A 22929-nucleotide genomic window follows, 5' to 3' on the forward strand; every position below is an offset into this window, starting at 1 on the left:
CTAGGGCACGCCCTGGCGTCCCCTGGTTCTGACAAGTCGGCGAGGAGTGGGGCTGCGGGGGCGGGGAGGGGCGGGATTACCGTGGGAGGGTGACTGACCTGACGGTCTCGGCCCCGTGCTCGGCCGAGTTGATCACCCTGGATGACATCACCGCCGCCGCGGAACAGATCGCGGGCCGGGTGGTGCCGACGCCGACCGTGTCGAGCCCGGGGCTGGCCGCCCTGCTCGGCGTGCCGGTCACGGCCAAGCTCGAGCTGCTGCAGCGATCCGGGTCGTTCAAGGCCCGTGGCGCGTACGCCAAGCTGCTCGGGCTCAACGCCGCCGAGCGGGCGGCCGGCGTGGTCGCGGTCAGCGGCGGCAACCACGGCACCGCGTTGTCCGAGGCGGCCGGCTCGCTCGGGATCACCGCGACGGTGGTGATGGCCAGGACGGCGCCGCGCAGGTCGATCGAGGCCTGCCGCGCGGCCGGTGCCGAGGTCCGGCTGACCGAGGACATGGCCGACGCGTTCGCGCTGATGGACCGGCTCGTCGCCGAGGGCCGGACGCTGGTGCACCCGTTCGACGACCCGGCGGTGATCGCGGCCCAGGGGACGGTCGGCCTCGAGTTCGCGGCCGCGGCGCCCGACGTGACCGATGTCCTGGTCAGCATCGGCGGCGGCGGGCTGATCGCCGGTGTCGCCGTGGCGATCAAGGCGCTGTTGCCCGCCGTCCGGGTCTGGGGGGTCGAGACCGAGGGTGCCGACGCGATGACCCGCGCCCTGGCGGCCGGAGCCCCGGTCGACTTCCGGCCGACCTCGATCGTCACCACGCTGAGCGCGCCGCACGCGTCACCGCTCACCCTGGCCCACGTCCAGGCCCTCGTCGAGGACGTGATCGTCGTCTCCGATGCCGAGGCGGTGGCCGGCACGATCACGCTGGCCGAGCAGGCCGGCGTCTGGGCCGAACCCGCAGCCGGCTGCCTCATCCCCGCCGCCCGCCGCATCCTCGACCGCGTCGGCCCTGGCGTACACCTCGGCCTCGTCCTCTGCGGCCGCAACGCCTCCTTCGCCGACTTGTACCGGCTGAGCGGTATCGGGCTACCCGGATCCAAGACCTCGGAGTAGGGGCGGGGACCAGTGGGGCGTTGGTCTGCAATTCATGGGACGCGCCCCCGGAGTTGCACCGTGCGCGTCGGAATCCGGGCAGCGGTGTCGTTACGCTGGGGGCGACATTCGCAAGTGACATGGTGAAAGGCAGCTACCTTCGTGGCCAGTATCGAGTTTGTCGGCGCCCGGGAAATCCTTGATTCCCGAGGGAATCCAACCGTCGAGGTCGAGGTCATCCTCGACGACGGCGCCGAGGGACGTGCCGCGGTGCCGTCCGGTGCGTCGACCGGTGCCTTCGAGGCGGTGGAGCTGCGCGACGGCGGTGATCGCTATGGCGGCAAGGGCGTCAACAAGGCCGTCCTCGGGGTGATCGACCAGATCGGCCCCGAACTGCTCGGGTACGACGCCACCGAGCAGCGGCTGATCGACCAGGCGATGCTCGATCTGGACGACACCGACAACAAGGCCAAGCTCGGCGCCAACGCGATCCTCGGGGTGTCCCTGGCCGTCGCGCACGCCGCCGCGGACTCGTCCGATCTGCCGCTGTACCGCTACGTGGGTGGGGCCAACGCCCGGACCCTGCCGGTGCCGATGATGAACATCCTCAACGGCGGAGCGCACGCCGACTCCGATGTCGACGTGCAGGAATTCATGATCGCACCGATCGGCGCGATCACGTTCTCCGACGCGCTCGAGCAGGGTGTCTCGGTCTACCACGCGCTCAAGTCCGTACTGAAGCAGAAGGGCCTGGCCACCGGCCTCGGCGACGAGGGCGGCTTCGCCCCCAACCTGCCGCAGAACGTGGCCGCGCTCGAGCTGATCGCCACCGCGGTGGAGAAGACCGGCCTGACCCTGGGCACCGACATCGCGCTGGCCCTCGACGTGGCGGCGACCGAGTTCTTCGCCGACGGCGCGTACACCTGGGAGGGGGAGAAGCACAGCGCCGACGAGATGACGGCGATCTACGCCAAGTGGGCGGCCGACTTCCCGATCGTGTCGATCGAGGATCCGCTGGCCGAGGACGACTGGGCCGGCTGGGCCACCCTGGTCAGCCAGCTGGGCGACAAGCTGCAGATCGTCGGCGACGACCTGTTCGTCACCAACGTCGAGCGGCTGCAGCGCGGCATCGAGGAGAAGGCGGCCAACGCGCTGCTGGTCAAGGTCAACCAGATCGGTTCGCTGACCGAGACCCTGGACGCGGTCGAGCTGGCCCATCGGAGCGGCTTCAGCTGCATGATGAGCCACCGGTCCGGCGAGACCGAGGACGTCACCATCGCCGATCTCGCGGTCGCCACCAACTGTGGCCAGATCAAGAGCGGCGCCCCGGCCCGGTCCGAGCGCGTGGCCAAGTACAACCAGCTGTTGCGGATCGAGGAGGACCTGGACGACGCGGCGCGCTACGCCGGTGCCTCGGCCTTCCCGAGATTCACGCTCCGCTAGGAGACAATGGAGCGATGTCAGCCCGGCGCAACCTTCCCCGCCCTGCCGCGGCTCCCGGACGCAAGTCGGCCCGCACCAAGAATCCCCGGCGAACCGCCGGAGACCGATCGGCCGGGCCGGCCGCTCCCGGATCGCTCGATGACCAGACCGGCGACTCGTCGTCGGCCCCGGTCCGTCGCCGTCGGACCAGCATCACCACCCGAGCCATCGCGCTCGCGGTGGTGTTGCTGATCTTGACCATTTCGTACGCCAGCAGCATGCGCATCTACGTCGAACAGCGGCAGGAGATCGCCGCCACCAAGGCCAAGATCGCCGAGCGCGAGGCCGCGATCGGCGGCCTGCAACAGAATCTGTCCCGGTGGCAGGACGACGCCTACGTCGAGGCCCAGGCCCGGGAACGGCTCGGCTGGGTGCTCCCGGGCGAGTACGGCTTCCGGGTGATCGAGGGCGAGCGGAAGGCCGAGAACGTCGCTCCGGAAGAAGAGAAGGAGCAGCCGGCCTGGTGGGATCGACTGCTCGGCTCGCTCGAACAGGCCGACAAGCCGCCGGCCGCGCCCGCTCCGGAGCCGAGCGCCGAGCCGACGATCACCGCCAGCACGACCCCGAAGCCCCCCGCCGATCGATGACTCAACCGCACCCAGGTGCCACCGCCCCAGGCGCGGGGGGAGTCGCGATGGCCGCTCCAGCTCCTTCCCGGAAGGTGCCCCAGCCAGGTGGCACTGCGGCGTGTCCGAGCAGCGACCATGATGCCGGTCAGTTTGTCCGGGTAGTCGCGGCACAACTGACCGCTATCTCCCCCTGGCACGGGATCTGCGGTTCGTTCCCTGAGCCCGGGCAAGCCCGATGAGCCCCGAGCCGATGACTCCCGCGGACGAGGCGGCGATCGCCGAGCAGCTCGGCCGGCCGCCGCGCGGAGTCGCGGGCATCGCGCATCGCTGCCCCTGCGGCAAGCCGGCGGTGGTCGCCACCGAACCGCGGCTGCCGGACGGCACCCCGTTTCCGACGACCTACTACCTGACCTGTCCGCGCGCCGTCGCCGCCTGCTCCCGGCTGGAATCGACCGGGGTGATGGTCGAACTCACCGACCGGCTGGCCGCCGAGCCCGAGCTGGCCGACGCCTATCGGGCCGCCCACCAGGCCTATCTGGCCGACCGGGCCGAGCTCGGCGACGTGCCGGAGCTGGCCGGGGTCAGCGCCGGCGGGATGCCGGACCGGGTCAAGTGCCTGCACGCCCTGGCCGGCCACGCCCTGGCCGCCGGCCCCGGCGTCAACCCGATCGGCGACGAAGCCGTAGCCCGCATCACCCCCTTCTGGACCCCCACCCCCTGCCTCCCCCAATAACGCCGACCCGTCACTTGTGCACCGGCTTTTGCGGCGTGTCGGAGCAGAAGTGACGTCTCGGCGAAGGAGCGAGAGGATCTGAGGACCAGCGGAACTGATCATCGGCGGACTCAAAGGGGTGGAAGTGAGCGAAGGCGTGGGGGCCGAGGCAGGTCGATCCGAGTCGGCCGAGTCGGCGGGATCCGAACCGGGCCAGGGACCGTCGACCGGTTCGGGCCGACCGACGGACAGATTGATCTCGGCGATCAGGGTGGCCGCGATCGATTGCGGCACCAACTCGATCCGCCTACTGATCGCGGAACCCGACGACAGCGGCGGGCTGCGGGAGGTCCACCGGCAGACCGACATCGTCCGGCTCGGTCAGGGCGTGGACGCCACTGGGGAGTTTCATCCCGACGCGCTGGCCCGGACCTTCGCCGCCACCGAGACCTATGCCGGCCTGATCCGCGAGGCCGGAGTGCCGACGGACAAGATCGACTTCGTCGCGACGTCGGCGGCCCGGGACGCCCGGAACCGCGAGGAATTCTTCGCCGGCATCCGGGATCGCCTCGGCGTCACGCCGGAGGTGATCAGCGGCGAGCGGGAGGCGGCGCTCTCCTTCACCGGTGCGGTGAGCGGTCTGGACGCCGGCCCGGAACCCCTGCTGGTGATGGACATCGGCGGCGGCTCGACGGAGTTGATCTTGGGCGAACGAGAGGGCGGGATCCGATCCTCCGTCTCGCTCGACGTCGGTTCGGTCCGGCTCACCGAGCGCTTCCTGGGCGCCGGACCGCCGGACCCGGCCGACCTCGGCCGGGCCGCGTCGTTCGTGGACGGGGTGCTCGACGGTTGCGGGGTCGACCTCGCCACCGCCCGGACCTGGATCGGCGTCGCGGGCACGGCCACGACCCTGGCCGCGATCCACCTCGAGTTGCCGCAGTACGACCGGAGCAGGGTGCATCGCGCGACGATCACCGTCAACGCCCTCGCCACGCTGCTCGCCGACCTGGCCGACAAGACCGTCGAGGAGATCCGGGCGATCCCCTCGATGCATCCGGGCCGTGCCGACGTCATCTGCGGCGGCACGCTGATCGCCGCCCGGGTCGCCCGCCGGGTCGGCACCGACCAGTTGGTGGTCAGCGAGACCGACATCCTGGACGGCATCGCGCTGTCCCTACTGTCCTGACAGTTTCCGCAAAATACCCAATGCGGTCGCACTGATCCGTCAGATACAGTCCTTTGTGTGACTGATCAGCTCTATTCGGTACGGGACGTGGCGGCGCGTCTGGGCGTTCACGAACGCACCGTGCGCAACTACCTGCGCCGCGGCGCCCTGCAGGGCACCCGGATCGGCAAGCAGTACCGGATCTCCGGCGACGCCCTGACGGCGTTCGCCGGCGGTCCGGTGATGGCTCCGGGCCCGGCGGCGGATCCGGTGCGGTCCGAGGTGTCCGCCATCGTCGAGATCGAGCCGATCACCGCCGAGCGCCGGGCCCGGCTGGAGACCTTGATCATCAGCCTGCCCGGCGAGCTGCGGCCGTCACCGCTGCGGGTGCAGACCATGATCGACGAGCAACGGTCCCGGATGAAGATCATCGCGACCGGCGACCTCGGCACGATCACCCGTTTCCTCCAAGCACTGGAAGGAGTGCTCCGATGACCACGATCTACCGCACCGAGGGCGGCGCCCGGCGGCTCGAGCAGCAGTATCGGGCGGTGCTGGACGCCTGGCCGGTCGAGGCAGAACACCGGCTCGTGCCGACCCGGGAGGGCGACACGTTCGTCAGCGTTTCCGGTCCGGCGGAGGCGCCGCCGGTCGTGCTGCTGCACGGTTCCGGGGCCAACGCGACGACCTGGCGGGGCGACCTCGCGGCCTGGTCGGCCGAGTTCCGGACCCACGCGGTCGACCTGGTCGGCGAGCCAGGCCTCAGCGCCCGGTCCCGCCCGGTGCTCGACTCGCCGGCCCCGGCGGCGTGGCTGGACGACGTGCTGGACGAGCTCGGTCTCGATCACGCCGCCCTGGTGGCGATGTCGCTCGGCGGCTGGCACGCCCTCGATTACGCGATCCGGCGACCGGCTCGGGTCGACCGGCTGGCCCTGCTCTGCCCGGGCGGGATCGGTCGGCAGACCTACGGCTGGCTGCCGGCCGCGATGCTGCTGCGCCTGTTCGGGCCCTGGGGTGTCCGGCGCACCGCCGGCCTGGTCACCGGCCTCGACCGGCAGACGCTCGGGCCAGTGCTGGACAGCATCGTCGACACGTTCGCCGAGTTCCGGCCCCGGACCGAGCGTTTGCCGGTGTTCGGTGACCAGGCGCTCGGCGGGCTGGCCATGCCGACCATGATCATCGTCGGTGACCGAGACGTCATGTACGACAGCGCCGAGACCGCGCGGCGCGCGGAGGCACTGCTGCCGAACTCGTCGGTCACGGTGTTGCCCGGCGTCGGTCACGCCGTGCTCGGCCAGACCGAGCAGGTGCTGGAGTTCCTCCGGTCTCGCTGAGGCCACCGTGGAGCGCGGGCGCCGGGAGGTTTGGCAGAATGCCCGGGTGACCAATCTCGCCATCACCGTTCTGGGGCACGACCGTCCCGGGATCATCGCTCGGACGGCGGACCTGCTGGCCGAGCTGCAGATGAATCTCGAGGACTCTTCGATGACCCTGCTGCGGGGTCACTTCGCGATGACGCTGATCTGTTCCGGCACGGCCTCCGCGGCCGACGTCGAGGCGAAGCTGGCCAAGATCATCGATGACTCCCTTTCGGTCAGCGTCCGCGAGGTCGACCCGGAAGCTGATCATGCCGCGGTGGGGGAGTCGTACTTGATCACCGTGCACGGTGCCGACCAACTCGGCATCGTCGCCCGGCTGACCGGTGTGCTGGCCGAGTCCGGTGGCAACATCACCGACCTGAGCACCCGGCTGTCCGGTGGGCTCTACGTCCTGCTCGCCGAGGTCGACATCGCGGCCGACGCCGTCGAGGGCGTACGGCAGCGACTGCAGGAGGTGGCCTCCGGCCTGGGGGTCGAGGCCAACCTGCGGCCGGTGGAGCGCGACGAGCTGTGAGCCTTGAACTTCCGGCGCTCCCCGAGGGACGCGTCCGCAACGTCGTGCGCGCCCCGGACCCGGTGCTGTCCACCGCCTCACCCGAGATCGACCCGACCAGTGACGAGTCCGCCCAGCTGTGCGCCGACCTGATCGCGACGATGAAGGTCTCGCCCGGCTGCGTCGGTCTGGCCGCGCCACAGATCGGCGTCTCGGCCAAGGCCTTCTGCGTCGACGTCTCCGATCACCCGAAGACCCGATCCAGCCACGGCCTGATCGTGTTGATCAACGCCGACGTGGTCGCCACCAGCCGGAACGAGAAGTCGCGGGAGGGCTGCATGTCGGTGCCGGACCTCACCGGCGACGTCAAGCGCGGCAACCGGGTCACCGTTCGCGGGCAGTTGCCGGTCACCGGCGCGATCGTGGAGATCGTCACCGACGCGTACGAGGCGCGGGCGTTGCAGCACGAGATCGATCACTGCTCCGGCCTGCTGTTCCTCGACCGCGTCGCCGGCGCCCACGCCGTCTTTCCGCGCAAGGTCTACCAAGACCCCCGCGCGTGACCTTGTTCGTTCCCTGAGCCCGTCGAAGGGCAAGCCAGGCCAGCGCCATCTCGGGTTCGGGTCGCGGGGATCGACGCTCCCGTCGAGTGGGGTCGGGACGGCAGGATTCGCCCGCCCCGGGTCGGCTGGACAAGTCCGCTCGGTGCATGCCGAGGATTAGAAAGACGCGCCAAGGACGGGCGGGTTACGGCGTTTCTGGGAATGTCCGGCCGGCCGCCGGTTGGGCTGCGTTGGGTTCATCGACTGTGACGTTTCCCGGCTCAACCGGCGCCGAACGGGCGGGAAACGTCACAGTCGATGCCCAGCCGGCGACTTTCGCCGCCAACTCCGGCGCTCGGCAGCATGACGCGGCGGACCGCCTTGACCCGTCCGCTTCCTGGCGCGTCTTTCCGGCCGTCAGGCCGAAATCCGGAGGGGCACGCGTCTGGCTTGCCCTTCGACAGGCTCAGGGAACGAACAACCCTCGCTCCGACCATCAAAACCCGCCGGCCCGGCTTCCAGCCCGAACAGAAGTCGCGCGACACCACAGATCCAAGATCATCGGTGGATCCAGGGAACGAACAGCCAGGGATCGCCTTTCAGGCCGGGACGGCGAGGGCGGTCAGGGCGGGGGCGAGGCATTCGAGCTGGTCGGTGATCGTGCCGAGGTTCGCCCCGGGCACGCTGATCACCACGTGATCGGCGCCCGCGTCCAGATGATCTTGCAGGCGGGCGGCGATCCGGGGCGGGTCGCCCCAGCCGAAGCGGGCGTCGATCACCGCGTCGGTGCCGCCGCCGGCCAGGTCCGCTTCGCTGTAACCCAAGCCGCGCAAGGCTTTCGTGTACGGCGAGCTCGGAAAGTCCGGCATGCCGAAACCGCGGATGATCTTGCGGGCGGTGGTGGGGTCGGCTTCCGGGATGATCAACTGCTGCACGATCAGCAGCGGCTCGGGGCCGAGCAGGTGCCGGGTCCGCCGGGTGTGTTCGACCGGCATCGCGGCCGGGATCGCGCCGTCGGCCCGGTCGCGGGCCAGCTCGGTCATCTTCGGGCCGAGCGCGGCGAGCAGCCGGGGATAGGGCACCGACGGCCGGGGCGCCCGTTCGACGGCCGTGTCCATCCGGTCCAGGTAGTCGCGCATCCTGGTCAGGGGCCGGGTCCAGGTCTGGCCGCTCTCCTCGACCATCAGATCCATGCTGACGCCGAGGCCGAGCGCGAACCGGCCCGGATAGGCGTCGGCCAGCACCGCGGCGCCGCCCTGCATCGCGGCCGGATGCCGGGCCCAGGTGTTGGCGATCGACGAGCCGAGGACGATCCGCTCCGAGGCGGCCAGCAGCAGCCCCAACTGGGCGAACACCTCCCGCCCGCCGATCGCCTCGTTGACCCAGGCCGCGCCGAAGCCGGCCCGCTCCACCCGCCGGATGCTGTCCCGCCAGTCGTCGGCGGGCGCGATCGGCACGGTCAGCCCGACGCCGACCCGGCCGAGCCGTCGCCTGGATTCCGCAGCAATAGTCGTTGACATCGAGATCTCCTCGCTAGAATCGGAACGAACCACCCGTTTCGACCGAGCGTACCGGAACGCAGAGCCCGTTTCGAACCCAGGAGTGACCGCCGTCTTGAGCGAAGTGAGCGAAGTCCCGGCCCGGCGTGCCGATGCGCGCCGCAACCGGGATCGGGTGCTGGCCGCCGCGCAGCAGGCCTTCGCCGAGGACGGCATCCTGGTGCCGCTGGACGAGATCGCCCGGCGCGCCGGAGTGGGGGCCGGCACGGTCTACCGGCACTTCGCCACCAAGGAGGCGCTGTTCGCCGAGGTGGTGACGGACCGGCTCGAACGCGTCGTCGACGAGGCCCGGAAACTGATCCACGCGGACGATCCGGGCCAGGCGTTCTTCGGCTTCTTCACCACCGTCGTGGAGCGGGCGGCGTTCAATCGTGCGGTCTGCGAAGCCCTGGAGAGCCGGGCCGGGATCTGTCCGATCCGGGTCGAGCAGGACTTCGATCACCTGATCGGCGAACTGCTGCGCCGGGCCCAGGCTGTCGGGGCGGTCCGGGCCGACGTCGACACCGCCGAGGTGCGTGCCCTGCTGGCCGGCTGCGTTGCGATGGAGCGGGGTCGGGCACGGCCCGGTCGGATGGTCGAGCTGATCGGCGACGCCCTGCGACCGACCGTAACGAAACCGGTCGAACGTAACGAAACCTGTGAGATCTGTAACGCTCCGCTACCGGCCAGCACGACCGGCCGCCCGGCCCGCTACTGCAGCCCCGCCTGCCGCCAGAAGGCGCACCGCCAACGCCGTCGCTCCTCTTCCTGACGCACCACCGCGAGGGATTGTTCGTTTCCTGAGCCTGTCGAAGGTCGGGCCCGATCATCACCAAGGCCCTTCGACAGGCTCAGGGAACGAGCAGGCTCCGAGGTCAGGAATCGAAGGCCTGGAGGACGGCGAGGCTGTCTTCGTACATGTGGTGCCGGGTGATCAGTCCGCCCTCGATCGTGAGGTGCAGGGCGAACACCATGTCGAAGCGCCGGCCGGTCGCTTCGACCAGCTGGCTGCTGGTGCCGATCAAGACGGCGTCGGGGCCGTCGATCAGCAGCCGGTCGATCGCCACCCGGGCCTCGCTCGAGGGACAGCTGCGACCGAAGGTTCGGAAGTGGTCCGCCACGTCGGCGCGAGTCGAGCGGGGCCGGATCCAGGGCACGACCGGATGGTGCTCGACGGGCCAGTCGACTCGCCAGTCGATCTTCGCCGCGTACAGCTCGGCGATGTCGTCCGGGTCTCCCCGACCGGTGCGCCGCAGCAACTCCTCGACCACGGTCCTGGTGTCTGGTTGCGTTCCTTGATCGACATCAGCCATGGCCGGAGAGTAGCGACGGGTCACTGACACGTCGTGTCAGTCGAGCCGGAAATCCTCGCGGCGCGAGCCGATCGATCAGGCCGGCGTGGGGGTGCCGTCCAGGGGCAGGTGCCAGGAGTCGGTGCGGCCGTCGAGCTGGACGGTGACGACCAGCCCGTCGGAGTCCTCGCTCCAATCGACCCGCTCGATCGCGCTGTCGCCGCGGCCGGTCTCGATCACCGAGGCGAAGAGGGCGTCGTTGCCGGTGGTCCGGCGCAGCAGGGTGCATTGCGGCTCGGCCGGCGGATTGCCGGGCGTGGTCGCGGTCAGCACCTCGGCGCCGGCGGGATCGTGCGCCCAGAGCCGGGTGGTCACGCCCTCGACCTGCCATGCCGCTTGCCATTCAGGGCCGCTGTGCGGCAGCCGGTGCACGTCGGCCAAGATCGCGTACGTGTCCCGCATGTCGCCCTCGCCCGGCGGCTGCCAATCGACCGGCTCCAGTTCGGTCGGAGTGATCATGGTGCCGCGGTGGTGCCAGGACAGCTCGATCGGCACCGCGTGTCCGAGCCCGGCCGCCGGCGCCTCGACCCGGATCAGATCGACGAAGTAGCCCGGCGCGAAGATCACCGACCGGCGCAGCATGGCGCCGGCGTAGGCGGGCACGTGGGTCCGCCGCGGCTCGCGCAGCCAGGATCCCTGCCGGCCGACGATCTCGTCCGGATCCTCCGGCCAGGCGACGATTGCCTCGGCCAGACCGTACGGATGCTCGGCCGGATCGCGGAAGTCGATCAGCCGCCCCTCCGCCTCCGGCTGCGAGGTGTGATCGAGCGACACGGTGTTGTGCGACAGGGTCTGCCGGATCCACGGCCCCTGCAGCGGCGAGGTGTAGGCGGGGGAGCCGGCGTCCGGGGCCAGTCGCACGCCGTGCGCCCACAGGTCGAGCTGCAGCTTGTCCGGATGACCGTGGCCGCCGCCGTGCGGCCCGTACTTCAGCAGCAGATAACGATCATCGTCGGTCAGGATCGCGTAGCCGCTGGTCGGGTGCACCGTCCGCAGCGGCCAGGAGACCGGCGCGGCGACCCCGGCCAGGTCCGGGCCCTGCGTCAGCGCCGCCTCGCCGACCCGCTCCCGGCCGTGCTGATAGAACGCAGCCAGGACCTGGGCGAACCGATCATCCGGCCACAGCCCGTAGCCCTGCTCGTAGTGCCCGGCGTACTGGGCCAGGCCGTCCGGATAGGCGATCGAGTTCCAACCGTCGTTGGTCGCGGGCAGGCTGAAGTCGGATCTGATCATGGACAGCGGCGTCAGCAGCATGTCCCGCAATCCACGCGTGGACAGGAATTCCGGCCGGCGTTCGCGCAGCGCCGCCGCGGCCGACAGGGCGCCGGACAACATGTAGTAGTGATAGGTCGGCGAACCCTCGGCCCACCAACCGTCGTCCAGGATCCCCTCGGCGAACTGCGCGGTGAGCCCGGTCTCGCCGTCCACCGCGAGCCGGACCAACGCGTCGTCGTCCAAGATCACGCCGAGGTGCGCGAGGGAGGACAGGTGCCAGCACTCGATGTTGTGGATCTTGTGGAACAGTTGCCCGGTGACATGATCGGCCAGCCCGCGGAGCAGCCCGTCCTCGATCGTCGCGCGCTCATCGGCGGACAGGTGATCACGGATCGCGTCGTAGGTCCGGCAGGCACCGATCGCCCAGACCGCCTCCTCCAGCGACTGCCCGGTGATCTTGCCCTTCCCGGCCCAGCGGCCGTATTCGGGCAGTTCCGGATAGCGGGTCGCGTAGTCGAGCAAGATCTCCCGCGGGTACGCCAGGTAGCGTGCCCCGGCCTCCGCTCCGAGAGCGGCGACGACCGATCCGCAGGCCTGGATGCCGCCCATGATGCGGCCGTTCAACGCACACCGCCAACCGCCGTCGAAGTCCTCGCCCTGCCACAGCCTCCCGTCCACGGGGCACCGGTGCTGCGCCGGCCCGGACGGGTCGAAGTCGAGCGGCACCACATGATCGGGGCAGTGGAAGGAGTGGCCCCAGCCACCGCCCTCGGCGACCGGGCGCAGGTCCTGCTCCAGCGCCGCGTCCGCCTGCTGCAGCAGGGAATCCCGGGCGACGGCGAAGTCGGGATCGGTCCAGCGGGAGCGGAGTCGTTTCAGTTCGTCATCGGTGCGCAGCCGCGTGCTTGAACTGACGGGCATGAGATGATCACATCCTGGGTCGGGGGGACTACTGTTCGGTCAGGGCTTGCTCGTACTCGCGGCGGACGTCGTCGCCGCCGTTGGTCTTCCAGCGCTTGCGCAACTCCTGAAGATCACTGATCGGCCGACGTCCGGTGACGATGCCGTTGACGTGATCTTGGACCAGTGCGGCCAGTGCGTCGCCCTTGGAGTAGGACGATTCGGAGTCCAGGCCGGCGGTCGGGTCGGCGACGAAGCACTCGGTCATCTCCTCGGCGTAGCGCTGGCAGGTCAGCGCCTCCTCGGCCGGCGCGCCGGGAAAGAAGAAGCCGTAGTTGAAGGCGCCGAGCTGGTTGAGGAACGACTCGGTCATGATCTTCTCGTCGGTCGAGCCGACCGGCAGCCCGTCCTTCACCGTGTAGTTGTGGCCCTCGACGCCGTAGTGCACCAGGTTGTATTCCTGGCTGCCGGCCGGCGCGGCCAGGAAGTCGATCACCCGGAGCAACTCGTCGATCCGGCCCTCGTCGGTGACCGAGGACGGAATGCTGAGCATGCAGTAGAAGCCGAGGTCGGGGCCGATCACCCCGCGGCCGCCGTCGCGCCCGGGCGGCACCAGCACGTCGCACTGCGCGTTCGGCTCCCGCTCGCGGACCTTGGCGAACTGCCCGGCCAGCCCGAAGTAGGCATCGATGCTGCCGTTGCAGACGCCGACCCGGCCGCTGGTGAAGTAGCCCGTGTATTCGGCCGAGTTCGGGGTCAGGGTGAGCACGTCGGGGTGCACCAGCTCGGCCTCCCAGAGTTTGTTGGCGAAGACCAGCGCCGCCTCGTACTCGTCGGTCTCCAGGTCCTTGATCAACTTCCCGCCCTCCTCCCGCCAGCCGGTCGGGGTGCCCTGCACCTGACCGCCGCAGAAGTTGAACGTCTGGTCGATCGTGGCCAGCGGGTAGGTGCCCTCGCCGCCGCCCTTCTTCATCGCCGTCAGCCACTGGAACAGTTCGTCGGCGTTGGCCGGCTTGCCCTCGAAGCCGCCGCGAGACGCCCAGTCGGAGCGATAGGAGATGGTCCCGCCGATGGTCCGGTTGCGATAGCAGGGCACCCCGTAGAGGGCGCCGTTGATCCGCGAGTTCTTCCAGGCGTACTCGGGCACCAGCGCCAGATTCGGATACTTCTTCACCTTGTCGCCGCCGAGATATTTCCGCAGGTCATGGAACACGCCCTGCGGCAGGTACTTGCGGGCGGCGCGACCGCGATAGCTCGGCTCGTTGGTGGTGATGTCGGGGATGTCGCCGCTGGCGATCGTGGTGACCAGCTTGTCGCCGAACGTCTGGGCCGGCGTGATCACCGGCTTGAGCGTGACGCCGAGGGCGTCGTTCAGCGTGTCGTACCAGGTGTTGCCGTCCAGCTTCGCCGGCACGCCCCAGGTGATCGTGAACGTCGACACCTCGCCGCCCTGACCCGGCTTCTGCGCCACCGACTGGACGCCCGGCATCGGCAGCTTGCTGTACGCGGGCGGCACGTCCGGCACCTTGCTCAGCGTTGTCCCGTCCAGCGCCGGCCGCTCCAGGCTGATCGGCAGTTGCAGATCACCGCCGCCCTCCGGTCCGGGCTGCACGCCCCGCCCTTCGTTGGAGCAGCCCACAGCCGCCGCTCCGAGCGCCCCCGCGCCGAGCCCCAGGGCCGCTCGGCGGCTGATCGAGTTGATCATGGCCTCGTTGCGCATGATGATTCCTTTCTGTTGAAGGGGGTCAGCCCTTGATGGCGCCGGTGAGCACGCCCTTGGTGAAGAAGCGCTGCAGGAACGGATAGACGATCAAGATCGGCACGGTGGCCAGCACCAGCACGGTCATCTGGATCGTCTCGGGGGTGAGCTGCACCTGGGTGTTCTCGATCACCGAGCCGGGCAGCGGCTCGGCCTGCAGCACGTACTGCCGGAGCACCAACTGCACCGGCCACATCGACGGGTCGTTCAGATACAACATGGCGCCGAAGAAGGCGTTCCAGTAGCCGACGCCGTAGAACAGGGCGATCACCGCGAGCACGGCCTTGGACAGCGGCAGCACCACCCGCCAGAGGATCTGCAGCTCGCCGGCGCCGTCGATCCGGGCCGCGTCCAGCAGCTCCTCCGGAATGCTCATGAAGAAGTTCCTGATCACCACCAGGTTGAACGCGCTGATCGCCCCGGGCAGGATCAACGCCAGCCAGTTGTCCAGCAGGCCGAGGCCGCGGACCACCAGATAGTTCGGGATGATGCCGGCCGAGAACAGCATGCTGAACAGCACGATCAGCAGGATGAACCGGGAGCCGGGCACCCGCCGGGTCTGGGTCAGGCCGTACGCCATCGTCACCGTCATCACCATGCTGATCAAGGTGCCGACGATGGTGACGCCAATGCTGACCAGCAGCGACCGGGGCACGATCTCACCGCCGAGGACGAGCTCGTACGCGGCGGTGGTGAAGCCCTTCGGCCAGAGCAGCAGATCACCGGGGGTGTAGAAGGCCGGGTCGGAGAAGCTGACCGAGATCACGTGCACGAACGGATACAGCATCACGATCACCGAGAAGGCGAGCACGATCACCTTCAGCGCCTGGGTGACGACGCTCGGCTTCTCCTGCCAGGCAGGCCGGGTGGCCCGCACCTTGGTGGCCATCAGAACACCCCCTCGCCGCCGAAGACCTTGGCCAGCTTGTTGGCTCCGAGCACCAGGATCGTGCCGATCAAACCTTTGACCAGACCGGCCGCGGTGGCCAGCCCCCAGTCACCGCCGTTGATGCCACGGAAGTAGACGAACGTGTCCAGCGTCTGCGCCGCGTCGGCGCCGAAGATCGGTTGTTGCAACAGGATCTGCTCGAAGCCGACCGACAAGACGCTGCCCAGCCGCAGGATCAGCAGCAGCACGATGATCGACGCCATCCCGGGCAAGGTGATGTGCCAGATCCGGCGCCACGGCCCGGCCCGGTCCAGCGCGGCGGACTCGTACCGCTCCTGCGGGATGTTCAAGATCGCGGCCAGGAAGATGATCGTGCCCCAGCCGACCTCCTTCCAGATCACCTGCAGCGTGACCAGGGCCGGAAACCAGTCCGGGTTGCCGATGATGTCGAGCTTGGGCAGCCCGAACGCGTTGAACAGGCTGTTCATCACGCCGAGCGGGCCCAGCATCTCGTTCCAGATCGACACCACGATCACCCAGCCGATGAAGTGCGGCAAATAGACGATCATCTGGATCGAACGCTTCACCCGGTCGGACAGGATGCTGGTGAGCAGCAGGGCCAGTGCGATCGGGGCCGGGAAGGCGAAGACGATCTGCAGCGCGCTGAGCAGCAGTGTGTTCCAGAGCGCGTCGATCAGCTCCGGGTCGACGAAGATCCGTTCGAAGTTCTCCCAGCCGACCCACAGGCTCTTGCTCAGCCCGAGAAAGGGAGAGTAGTCCTGCCAGGCGGCGGCGTTGCCGCCCAGCGGGAGATACTGGAACAGGACGAAGTAGACGAAGCCGGGGAAGATCAGCAGATACATCCAGCGCTCGCGCCAGATCCGCTTCAGCAGTGGGACCCGGCGGACCTTGCGCCCGTCCAGCGCTTCGGTGATCTTGATCTTGCGTCCGCCCCGCGGTGGCTCCGTCGGCGGCTCGGCCGGCGGGGTGGGCGGATCGAGGGGCAGCGATCGGGAGCGGTTCGACATGTCCGGCCGCACTCACTCGGAACGGGCGCCGGGCAGCCGGCTTCCCGCGGGGCGGCTCCCGATCTGACGGTGGAACCCGGTCCGGCGACAGAACACGTGATCACCCCGATCGTCGATGAGCAGGCGGTGCCGAGTCGCGACACGCATGGGCTTGCAGGTGAACATAAGCGCGCGAAATCGGACCTGTCAACGATCATGATCATGTCCGGACCGAGGCCGTGATTCGGTCCAGACTTCGGCCCTGTTGCGCCATGGATCGGCGCGGCCCACCGGGACTAGAATCACGCCCTACGACTCGAATGCCCTACGGTCTGGGTATGGACGAGTCGGTCGATTATCGCGAGCCGGACTCCTGGCCGCGGATCGCGGAGTTGCTGGCCCGGACCCCTCCGGTGCCGTCGTCCAGCGCCGACGTCCATCATTGCCCACCGGACTGGTCCTGGCAGCCCCGGATCCCGGATTTCGATCTGTGGCTGGTCTTCGACGGCCGCGGTCATGGCCGGCTCAACGACCGGCTCGACCTGCGGCTCGAAGCGGGATCGCTGCTGGTGCTGCGGCCCGGTGATCATGGAACGATCGGTCACGACCCGAGTCGGCCGCTGTCGGTGCTGTCCTGCCACTTCTCCTTCACCGACCCGGTCACCGGCGAGCCGGTGCAGCCCGATCCGCGGCTGCTGCCCCGGCGATCACAGCTGGTGCCGGAGCGGGGCCTGCTGACCGGCACCTTCCGGCACCTGGTCCGTGCCGTGCACGACCCGTCGCCGCTGCGTACCGTCGACGCCCGGGCCCGGCTGCTCGAGGTGCTGGCCGAGATCTACCGGCAGGACGCGCTGGCCCAGGGCGTACCGGCGGGCACCCTCAGCCCGCAGCTGGCCGACGCGATCGACCTGATCCGGGCCGCGCCGGAAACCCGGCACTCGCTGGCCGCAACCGCCGCCGCGGTCGGCGTCTCCACCCGGCAGCTGAGCAGCCTGTTCTCCCGCCAGCTGCACACCACGTTCCGGGACTATCTGGTCGAGTCCCGGCTGGACCGCGCCCGCTCGCTGCTGACCGAGACCACGATGACCATCCACCAGATCGCCCGTGCCCTTGGCTACAGCGACCCGTTCCTGTTCAGCCGCCAGTTCCGCTCCCGCTACGGCCTACCCCCCTCCCACTACCGCTCCGCCCCCTGAATCCCCGCTCCAACCCCGACTTGTCAGATCTAGACCACGTCATAGCGTGGTGTAGATCTGACAACTCGGGGTTTAGGCGAGGACGAGGCTGAGGGCGGCGTCGGCCCAGATCTCGGTGCCGGTGATGAAGGAGGCGCGGTCGGAGAGCAGGAAGGTGATCAGCTCGGCGATGTCGGCGGGCTCGGCGGCGACGCCGTCGGTCAGCACGCTCAGGCCCTTCGGGTAGTCGACCGGCCAGCGGATCCGGTCCAGGTGGCGCGGATGGGTCGCCTCGCCGAGGTTGGTCCGCACCTCGCCGGGGCAGACCACGTTGATCCGGATCCGCTGCTGCGCCAGCTCGACCGCGACCATCTTGACGAAGGCCAGCTGGCCGGCCTTGCTGGTCGAGTACGCCGCCGCGCCCGGATAGTTGAAGACGCGGGTGCCGTTGACCGACGAGATGACCACGATCGAGCCGCCGTCCCGACGGAGCAGCGGCTGGGTCGCCTTGGTGGTGAGGAAGGTGCTGGTCAGGTTGGTGACCAGGGTGTTGTTCCACTCCTCCAGGGTGAGCTCGTCCAGCGGGGCGAAGACTCCGTTGATGCCGGCGCTGATCACGACGTGGTCCAGCCGGCCCCAGGTCTCGTCGATCCGGCGCACGGCGTCGAGCAGCTCGGCTTCCTGCCGGACGTCGCCGGTGATCACCAGCGCCTCGCGGCCGAGTGCCTCCAGCTCGCCCTTGACCTCCTCGTTCCGCTCGGCGTCGTAGGAGAACACCGCGACCCTGGCCCCGCGCCGGGCCAGCTCGAGGGCCGCCCCGCGGCCGATGCCGGAGCTGCCTCCGGTGACCAGCGCGACCTTGCCCTCGAACTCCGCCGCCGTCCCGTCTTCCCGCCCGACCTGCTCGCCCATCTCGCCCCTTCCGCCGTCGATGCGGGGGAGCGTAGCCGTTCAGTCGATCGTGATGGTGATCGCGTACGCATACCGGGTGATCGGCAGCCGGTGGCGCTCCGGCAGTGGCGGCCCACAGGACGCACTGCCGAGACCCTGCTGACCATGATCGAGATTGAGCCAGACCCGGCCCGAATCGATCAGTTGGTACGGGTGATCAGCGGCGGCGAGCGTCTCACTGGTCCAGCGGCGGACCGTGAAATCGAGGTGCGGGTCGCCGTCGAACCGGAGCGCCGGCAGCCCTTCGCCGGTCAGCCGGAGCCATCGCGCGTCGACGTGATTGCCGTTCTCCTGCGGCACCGGGTACGGCGTCTGCAGCGCGTCGATGCTCACGGCATGACGGCCGACCCGGGCCGCGGCGCGGCTGTCGCGATAGGACTCGCCCGGACCGGGCCCGAACCATTCCACGTCGCGATAGCCGCCGGGCAGACCGAGCCGGAGGCCGACCCGCGGCGGGGTCACCGCATGCTGGCCGTACGGGGTCTCGTGCCAGGGCCCGACCGGCTCGGCCTCCACGCCGAGCTGCAGCCGGCCCTCGACCAAGCGCCAGGTGAGCCGGGTCTCGAAGCCGAACGGCTGGGTCGCCGGAGCGCTGCGACCGATGATCACCAGGCCGTCATCGCTCCGGCGCACCTGATCGGTCCGGTGCAGGATCCGATCCAGCCCCACCCGTTGCCACAGCCGGGCCAGATCGTTGCGATCACCCTGGCCCCGATCGTTCTCCGTCGGGGCCCGCCAGAGATCCAGCGTCGGCCCGTCGATCGGCTGGCCGGCGAGCTCGATCATGCGGCCGGTGCGCGGATCGAAGGTCGCCGGGCCGAGGTGGAGACCACTCGGCTCAGGCGGCTTGCGCTTCGACAGGCTCAGCGAACGATCTGGCTCCGAGTGTTCGTTCCCTGAGCCCGTCGAACGGCAGGCCACCTCGCCTTGGCCCTTCGGCGGGCTCAGGGAACGGAACCCCTTCCCACGACTGTCGTCCGCCGGATGATCCAGCCGAGCCTGGGCCCAGGTGATCTCGTGCCCGGCGGCGGCCCAGAGTTGATCTTCGGTGAGCCGCGCGGTGACGGTCAGCCAGGCCTCACCGGCCAGGGCCGGCGCGAGGGTCGGCAACCGGATCGTTGCTCGGACACCGGGTGGGCAGTCCGGCGTGGGCAACGAACCATGATCGACAACGACGCCGTCGACCTCGACGCGCCAGTCGAAGACCAGGTCTTCCAGCCCGGCGGTGTGCTGCCGGTTGTGAATGATCACGGCAGCAACGTCGGGATCAATCGTGATCACCACCGGCTCGATCGCCTTCTTCAGCTCGGCCAGCCCTGGCGACGGGGTGCGGTCGGCGAAGAGCAGGCCGTCCAGGCAGTACGTTCCGCCGTTCGGCCGGTAGTCGATGTCGCCGCCGTGCCGGTGGTACGCCGTGCCGTCCGCGGTGTGGCCGGTCAGACCATGATCGATCCACTCCCAGACGAAGGCGCCGGCGAACCGGTCCGACGACTCGAGCACCTCCTGGTAGTCGATCAACGAGCCGGGCCCGTTGCCCATGGCGTGGGCGTATTCGCAGAGCAGGAACGGCAGCGCCCGCCGTCGTTGATCATCGGCGGAGTCCGGTTCGACCCCGTCCGGCGCCGGCTCGGCCCGGTCACCGATCGCCCGCAGCTCATCGAGATCGAGATACATCCGGCTGTAGAAGTCGGAGTGCCGATAGCTCGGGTCGCGCTCGTAGTGCAACGGCCGGCTCGGATCGCGGTCCCGGATCCGGCGCTCCAGGTCGGCCAGGTTGCTGCCGGTCCAGCTCTCGTTGCCGAGCGACCAGCTGATCACGCTCGGCCGGTTCTTGTCCCGTTCGATCATCCGGTCGACCCGGTCCAGCGGAGCGTCGCGCCAAGCCGGCTCGTCCAGCGGATTGCCCTGCCAGCCGGCGTAGATGAAGCCGTGGGTCTCGATGTCGCACTCCTCGATCACCCAGAGCCCGTACTCGTCGCAGAGCCGGAGGAACTCCGGGTGGGGCGGATAGTGCGCGGTGCGGACCGCGTTGACGTTGTGCCGCTTCATCAGCACGATGTCGGCGATCATGGTCGCCCGGTCCAGGGCCCGGCCCCGCTCCGGATGGTGCTCGTGCCGGTTGACTCCGCGCAGCCGGACGGGGCGGCCGTTGATCAACAACCGGCCGTCGGTGATCTCCACCCGACGGAAGCCGACGGCCAGCTCGATCCGCTCGCCACCGGCACTCAGCGTGCCGCGATACAGCCGCGGTCGCTCGGCACTCCACGGCTGCACCGCGACGCGTACGGTCTCGCCGGTCGTCATCCGGACGCCCAACTCGGGCAGCTCGATGAGTCCCGGGAGATCGGCGTCGACCCGGAGGACTCCGGTGCCCGTCGCCGGCTCGAAGTCGGCCCGGACGAAGAAGTCGTCGATGGACCCCTCGGGCCGCGCCAACAGCTCGACGTCGCGGAAGAGGCCGGGCAGCCACCACATGTCCTGGTCCTCCAGGTAACTGCCGCTGGACCAGCGCTGGACCCGTACCGCCAGCCGGTTGCCGACCGGTCGGACCCGCTCGGTGACGTCGAACTCGAACGGCAGCCGGCTGCCCTTGGAGTGGCCGAGCAGGACGCCGTTCAACCACACGGTGGCGCAGGAGTCGACGCCCTGGAACCGCAGCACGGTGCGACCGGCCGGCCAGCCCGGCGGCAGATCGAAGGTCCGGCGGTAGTCGCCGGTCGGATTGTCCTCGGGCAGCCGCGGCGGATCGATCGGGAACGGGAAGGCGGTGTTGGTGTAGAGCGGCCGGTCGTGGCCCTCCAGCACCCAGTGCGCCGGGACCTTGATCGGCGTCCAGCCGGTGCTCGCCGGATCCAGCAGTTGATCACCGGTCCCGGCGGCGGTGGGGGACAGCCGGAAGTCCCAACTGCCGTTCAGCGACAGGGTCGCGGCGTTGGACCGGAAGTCGGCCCGCGGGGTCCGGCGACCGGACCCGGGGCAGGGATCCTCGACGAAGTCGATCATGACAGCGATCCGACGATGATCACCGTGGCTGTCGACTCCGATGCGCCGATGATTGACAATGGAGACCTCACTCGCCTACCGTGATGATGAATCGCTTCAATATGCATCCTTGCCTAGATATGCGATCCCGGCAAGTGAAGCGAAGTCATCCACCGCCAGGGAGGGCGTGTGAGCACGGACGCGGGCTACCGGCCGACCTGGCAATCCCTGCGAGCACACGGAATCCCGGCCTGGTTCGGGGCGGCCAAGTTCGGCATCTGGTCGCACTGGGGGCCGCAGTCCGTCGGCCGGTCCGGCGACTGGTACGCCCGCCACCTGTACGGTCCGCAGGCCGGCTCGGGGCCCTGGGAGCGGCGCCGCGCCGAACGGCAGTACGCCCACCACCGGCGCGAGTTCGGCCTGCCGGCGGAGCGCGGCGCGGCCGATCTGGCCCGGCGCTGGCGGGCCGAGCGGTTCGATCCCGAGGCGCTGATCGATCTCTACCGGCGCAGTGGCGCGCGCTACTTCGTCGCCCTGGCGGCGCACTGCGACAACGTCGATCTCTGGGACTCGCCGCACCCGTGGAACACGACCAAGATCGGCCCGGGCCGCGACATCGTCGGCGCCTGGCAGCGGGCGGCGCGATCGGCCGGGCTGCCGTTCGGGCTGAGCTTCCACCACAACTGGACCTGGCGGTGGCTCGACGTCGCCCACGGCACCGACCCGGAGACGGGCGAACCGCACGACGGCGCCCGCGCCGCCGCCGGAACCCACGACGGCACCGGCCCGGACCCGGCTCGGCTCTATCCGCCACCGCATCCGGCCGGCGCGGCCCCACCACCGGAGATCGCCGCCGACTTCTACCGCCGGGTCGGCGCGGCGCTGAGCCGCTACCGGCCCGACCTGGTCTATCTGGACGACGGCCGGCTGCCGTTCGATCTCGACAGCGTGGTGCAGTCCACCCCGCCCAGCACGCTCGGACTGGAGTTGCTCGCGGAGTACTACGCGGCCAACCGCGACGGCATCGTCACGATCAAGGACGTGCCGGAGGAGGACCGGACGGCGGTGCTGTTGGACTGCGAGCGGCGGCAACTGGACGGGATCCAAGATCATCCGTGGCAGTTCGACACCAGCGACGGGGAATGGTTCGACTGCGCCGGAACCGAAGACTTCTTCCATCCCCGTAAGACCTCCCGCCAGGTGATCCACACCCTGGTCGACGTGGTCAGCAAGAACGGCACCCTGCTGCTCAACGTGCCGCAGCGCGCCGACGGCACCCTCGATGATCACGCCGTAACCTTGCTGTCCGAGGTCGGTGCCTGGCTCGACGTGTGCGGCGAGGGGATCTACGACACCGTCCCGTGGCGCCGGTTCGGCGAGGGCGGGACCGGGCTCGGACAGACCCAGGGCTACGAGCACTACAACGAGGCCGACCGCGACTACCGGTCCGACGACGTGCGGTTCACCCGTCGTGATCACCGGCTGTACGCGACACTGCTCGGCTGGCCCGAAGACCGCCGCGCCGTGCTGACCAGCCTCGGCACCGAGCCGCCCGATCGACATCGGCCCGATCCGGACCCGGTCGAGGTGGTGCTGCTCGGCCACGGCCCGGTGCCCTGGCGGCGCGAACCGGGCGGCCTGGTGATCGACCTGCCGGCCGAGCCACCCACCCGCTCCGCGTACATGATCAAGATCAGCACACTGACCTGACCCGACCTCGGACAGCCACCGGAGGAC

Annotated in this window: 20 protein-coding genes; 12 read left to right on the plus strand and 8 right to left on the minus strand. The window is 69.7% G+C overall.

The window, feature by feature from the left end; translation table 11 throughout:
- Positions 1–89: 89 nt before the first annotated feature.
- From FNH24_RS00360 to def, 9 genes are all read left to right on the plus strand, one after another.
- Positions 90–1103: a threonine ammonia-lyase gene (locus FNH24_RS00360; protein WP_217427973.1), complete on the plus strand. Its 1014-nt coding sequence runs from the start codon at positions 90–92 to the stop codon at positions 1101–1103.
- A 141-nt stretch (positions 1104–1244) separates the two neighbouring features.
- A complete protein-coding gene (gene eno / locus FNH24_RS00365) occupies positions 1245–2525 on the plus strand; it encodes a phosphopyruvate hydratase (RefSeq protein ID WP_152360150.1) in 1281 nt (426 codons plus the stop codon).
- 14 nt (positions 2526–2539) lie between these two features.
- The gene (locus FNH24_RS00370) at positions 2540–3151 is read left to right on the plus strand and encodes an FtsB family cell division protein (RefSeq protein WP_152360151.1); all 612 of its coding nucleotides are present in this window, start codon (positions 2540–2542) and stop codon (positions 3149–3151) included.
- 217 nt (positions 3152–3368) lie between these two features.
- Positions 3369–3866: a DUF501 domain-containing protein gene (locus FNH24_RS00375; RefSeq protein ID WP_152360152.1), complete on the plus strand. Its 498-nt coding sequence runs from the start codon at positions 3369–3371 to the stop codon at positions 3864–3866.
- Between the two features lie 244 nt (positions 3867–4110).
- Positions 4111–5031 carry a Ppx/GppA phosphatase family protein gene (locus tag FNH24_RS00380; RefSeq protein WP_152360530.1) on the plus strand — a complete coding sequence of 307 codons (921 nt, stop codon included), beginning with the start codon at positions 4111–4113 and terminating at the stop codon, positions 5029–5031.
- A 57-nt stretch (positions 5032–5088) separates the two neighbouring features.
- Positions 5089–5505 carry a helix-turn-helix domain-containing protein gene (locus FNH24_RS00385; protein WP_152360153.1) on the plus strand — a complete coding sequence of 139 codons (417 nt, stop codon included), beginning with the start codon at positions 5089–5091 and terminating at the stop codon, positions 5503–5505.
- The gene (locus FNH24_RS00390; RefSeq protein ID WP_152360154.1) at positions 5502–6344 is read left to right on the plus strand and encodes an alpha/beta fold hydrolase; all 843 of its coding nucleotides are present in this window, start codon (positions 5502–5504) and stop codon (positions 6342–6344) included. The genes FNH24_RS00385 and FNH24_RS00390 overlap by 4 nt, the downstream gene beginning before the upstream one ends.
- Before the next feature lie 46 nt (positions 6345–6390).
- Entirely contained in the window at positions 6391–6903 is a 513-nt protein-coding gene (locus FNH24_RS00395) for a glycine cleavage system transcriptional repressor (protein ID WP_152360155.1), read from the plus strand.
- Complete coding sequence (gene def / locus FNH24_RS00400; RefSeq protein ID WP_152360156.1) at positions 6900–7445, plus strand: peptide deformylase; 546 nt, start codon at positions 6900–6902, stop codon at positions 7443–7445. Before FNH24_RS00395 ends, def begins: the two co-directional genes overlap by 4 nt.
- Positions 7446–8023: 578 nt before the next feature.
- Here the strand turns inward: def and FNH24_RS00405 are convergent.
- Positions 8024–8944 (minus strand): TIGR03620 family F420-dependent LLM class oxidoreductase, encoded by a 921-nt coding sequence (locus FNH24_RS00405; protein WP_152360157.1) that lies wholly within the window; start codon positions 8942–8944, stop codon positions 8024–8026.
- A gap of 103 nt (positions 8945–9047) precedes the next feature.
- On the opposite strand from FNH24_RS00405, the gene FNH24_RS00410 reads away from it, so the two are divergent.
- Positions 9048–9734 carry a TetR/AcrR family transcriptional regulator gene (locus FNH24_RS00410; protein ID WP_246186718.1) on the plus strand — a complete coding sequence of 229 codons (687 nt, stop codon included), beginning with the start codon at positions 9048–9050 and terminating at the stop codon, positions 9732–9734.
- A 103-nt stretch (positions 9735–9837) separates the two neighbouring features.
- Here the strand turns inward: FNH24_RS00410 and FNH24_RS00415 are convergent, their stop codons facing one another.
- The 5 genes from FNH24_RS00415 to FNH24_RS00435 all read right to left on the minus strand — a co-directional run bounded on the left by FNH24_RS00415 (position 9838) and on the right by FNH24_RS00435 (position 16105).
- On the minus strand, positions 9838–10275 hold the full coding sequence (locus FNH24_RS00415) for a nuclear transport factor 2 family protein (RefSeq protein WP_152360159.1): 438 nt from the start codon (positions 10273–10275) through the stop codon (positions 9838–9840).
- A gap of 75 nt (positions 10276–10350) precedes the next feature.
- The gene (locus tag FNH24_RS00420; protein ID WP_152360160.1) at positions 10351–12450 is read right to left on the minus strand and encodes a heparinase II/III domain-containing protein; all 2100 of its coding nucleotides are present in this window, start codon (positions 12448–12450) and stop codon (positions 10351–10353) included.
- 28 nt (positions 12451–12478) lie between these two features.
- Entirely contained in the window at positions 12479–14149 is a 1671-nt protein-coding gene (locus FNH24_RS00425; RefSeq protein WP_152360161.1) for an extracellular solute-binding protein, read from the minus strand.
- Between the two features lie 25 nt (positions 14150–14174).
- Positions 14175–15077, minus strand: a complete 903-nt coding sequence (locus tag FNH24_RS00430) for a carbohydrate ABC transporter permease (RefSeq protein ID WP_152360162.1) — start codon at positions 15075–15077, stop codon at positions 14175–14177.
- Entirely contained in the window at positions 15077–16105 is a 1029-nt protein-coding gene (locus FNH24_RS00435) for an ABC transporter permease (RefSeq protein WP_246186681.1), read from the minus strand. Before FNH24_RS00435 ends, FNH24_RS00430 begins: the two co-directional genes overlap by 1 nt.
- A 317-nt stretch (positions 16106–16422) precedes the next feature.
- Between FNH24_RS00435 and FNH24_RS00440 the strand changes: the two genes are divergently transcribed.
- The gene (locus FNH24_RS00440) at positions 16423–17280 is read left to right on the plus strand and encodes a helix-turn-helix domain-containing protein (RefSeq protein ID WP_152360163.1); all 858 of its coding nucleotides are present in this window, start codon (positions 16423–16425) and stop codon (positions 17278–17280) included.
- 72 nt (positions 17281–17352) lie between these two features.
- On the opposite strand, the gene FNH24_RS00445 is transcribed toward FNH24_RS00440, so the two are convergent.
- Together FNH24_RS00445 and FNH24_RS00450 are read right to left on the minus strand one after the other, a co-directional pair.
- Positions 17353–18171 (minus strand): SDR family oxidoreductase, encoded by an 819-nt coding sequence (locus FNH24_RS00445; RefSeq protein ID WP_152360164.1) that lies wholly within the window; start codon positions 18169–18171, stop codon positions 17353–17355.
- A 39-nt stretch (positions 18172–18210) separates the two neighbouring features.
- The gene (locus FNH24_RS00450; protein WP_152360165.1) at positions 18211–21213 is read right to left on the minus strand and encodes a glycoside hydrolase family 2 TIM barrel-domain containing protein; all 3003 of its coding nucleotides are present in this window, start codon (positions 21211–21213) and stop codon (positions 18211–18213) included.
- Between the two features lie 168 nt (positions 21214–21381).
- Here FNH24_RS00450 and FNH24_RS00455 point away from each other — a divergent pair, with 168 nt between their 5' ends.
- Complete coding sequence (locus tag FNH24_RS00455) at positions 21382–22902, plus strand: alpha-L-fucosidase (RefSeq protein ID WP_152360166.1); 1521 nt, start codon at positions 21382–21384, stop codon at positions 22900–22902.
- Positions 22903–22929 lie beyond the last annotated feature (27 nt).

It is taken from the genome of Microlunatus speluncae, assembly GCF_009299835.1.
Taxonomy (GTDB): domain Bacteria; phylum Actinomycetota; class Actinomycetes; order Propionibacteriales; family Propionibacteriaceae; genus Microlunatus; species Microlunatus speluncae.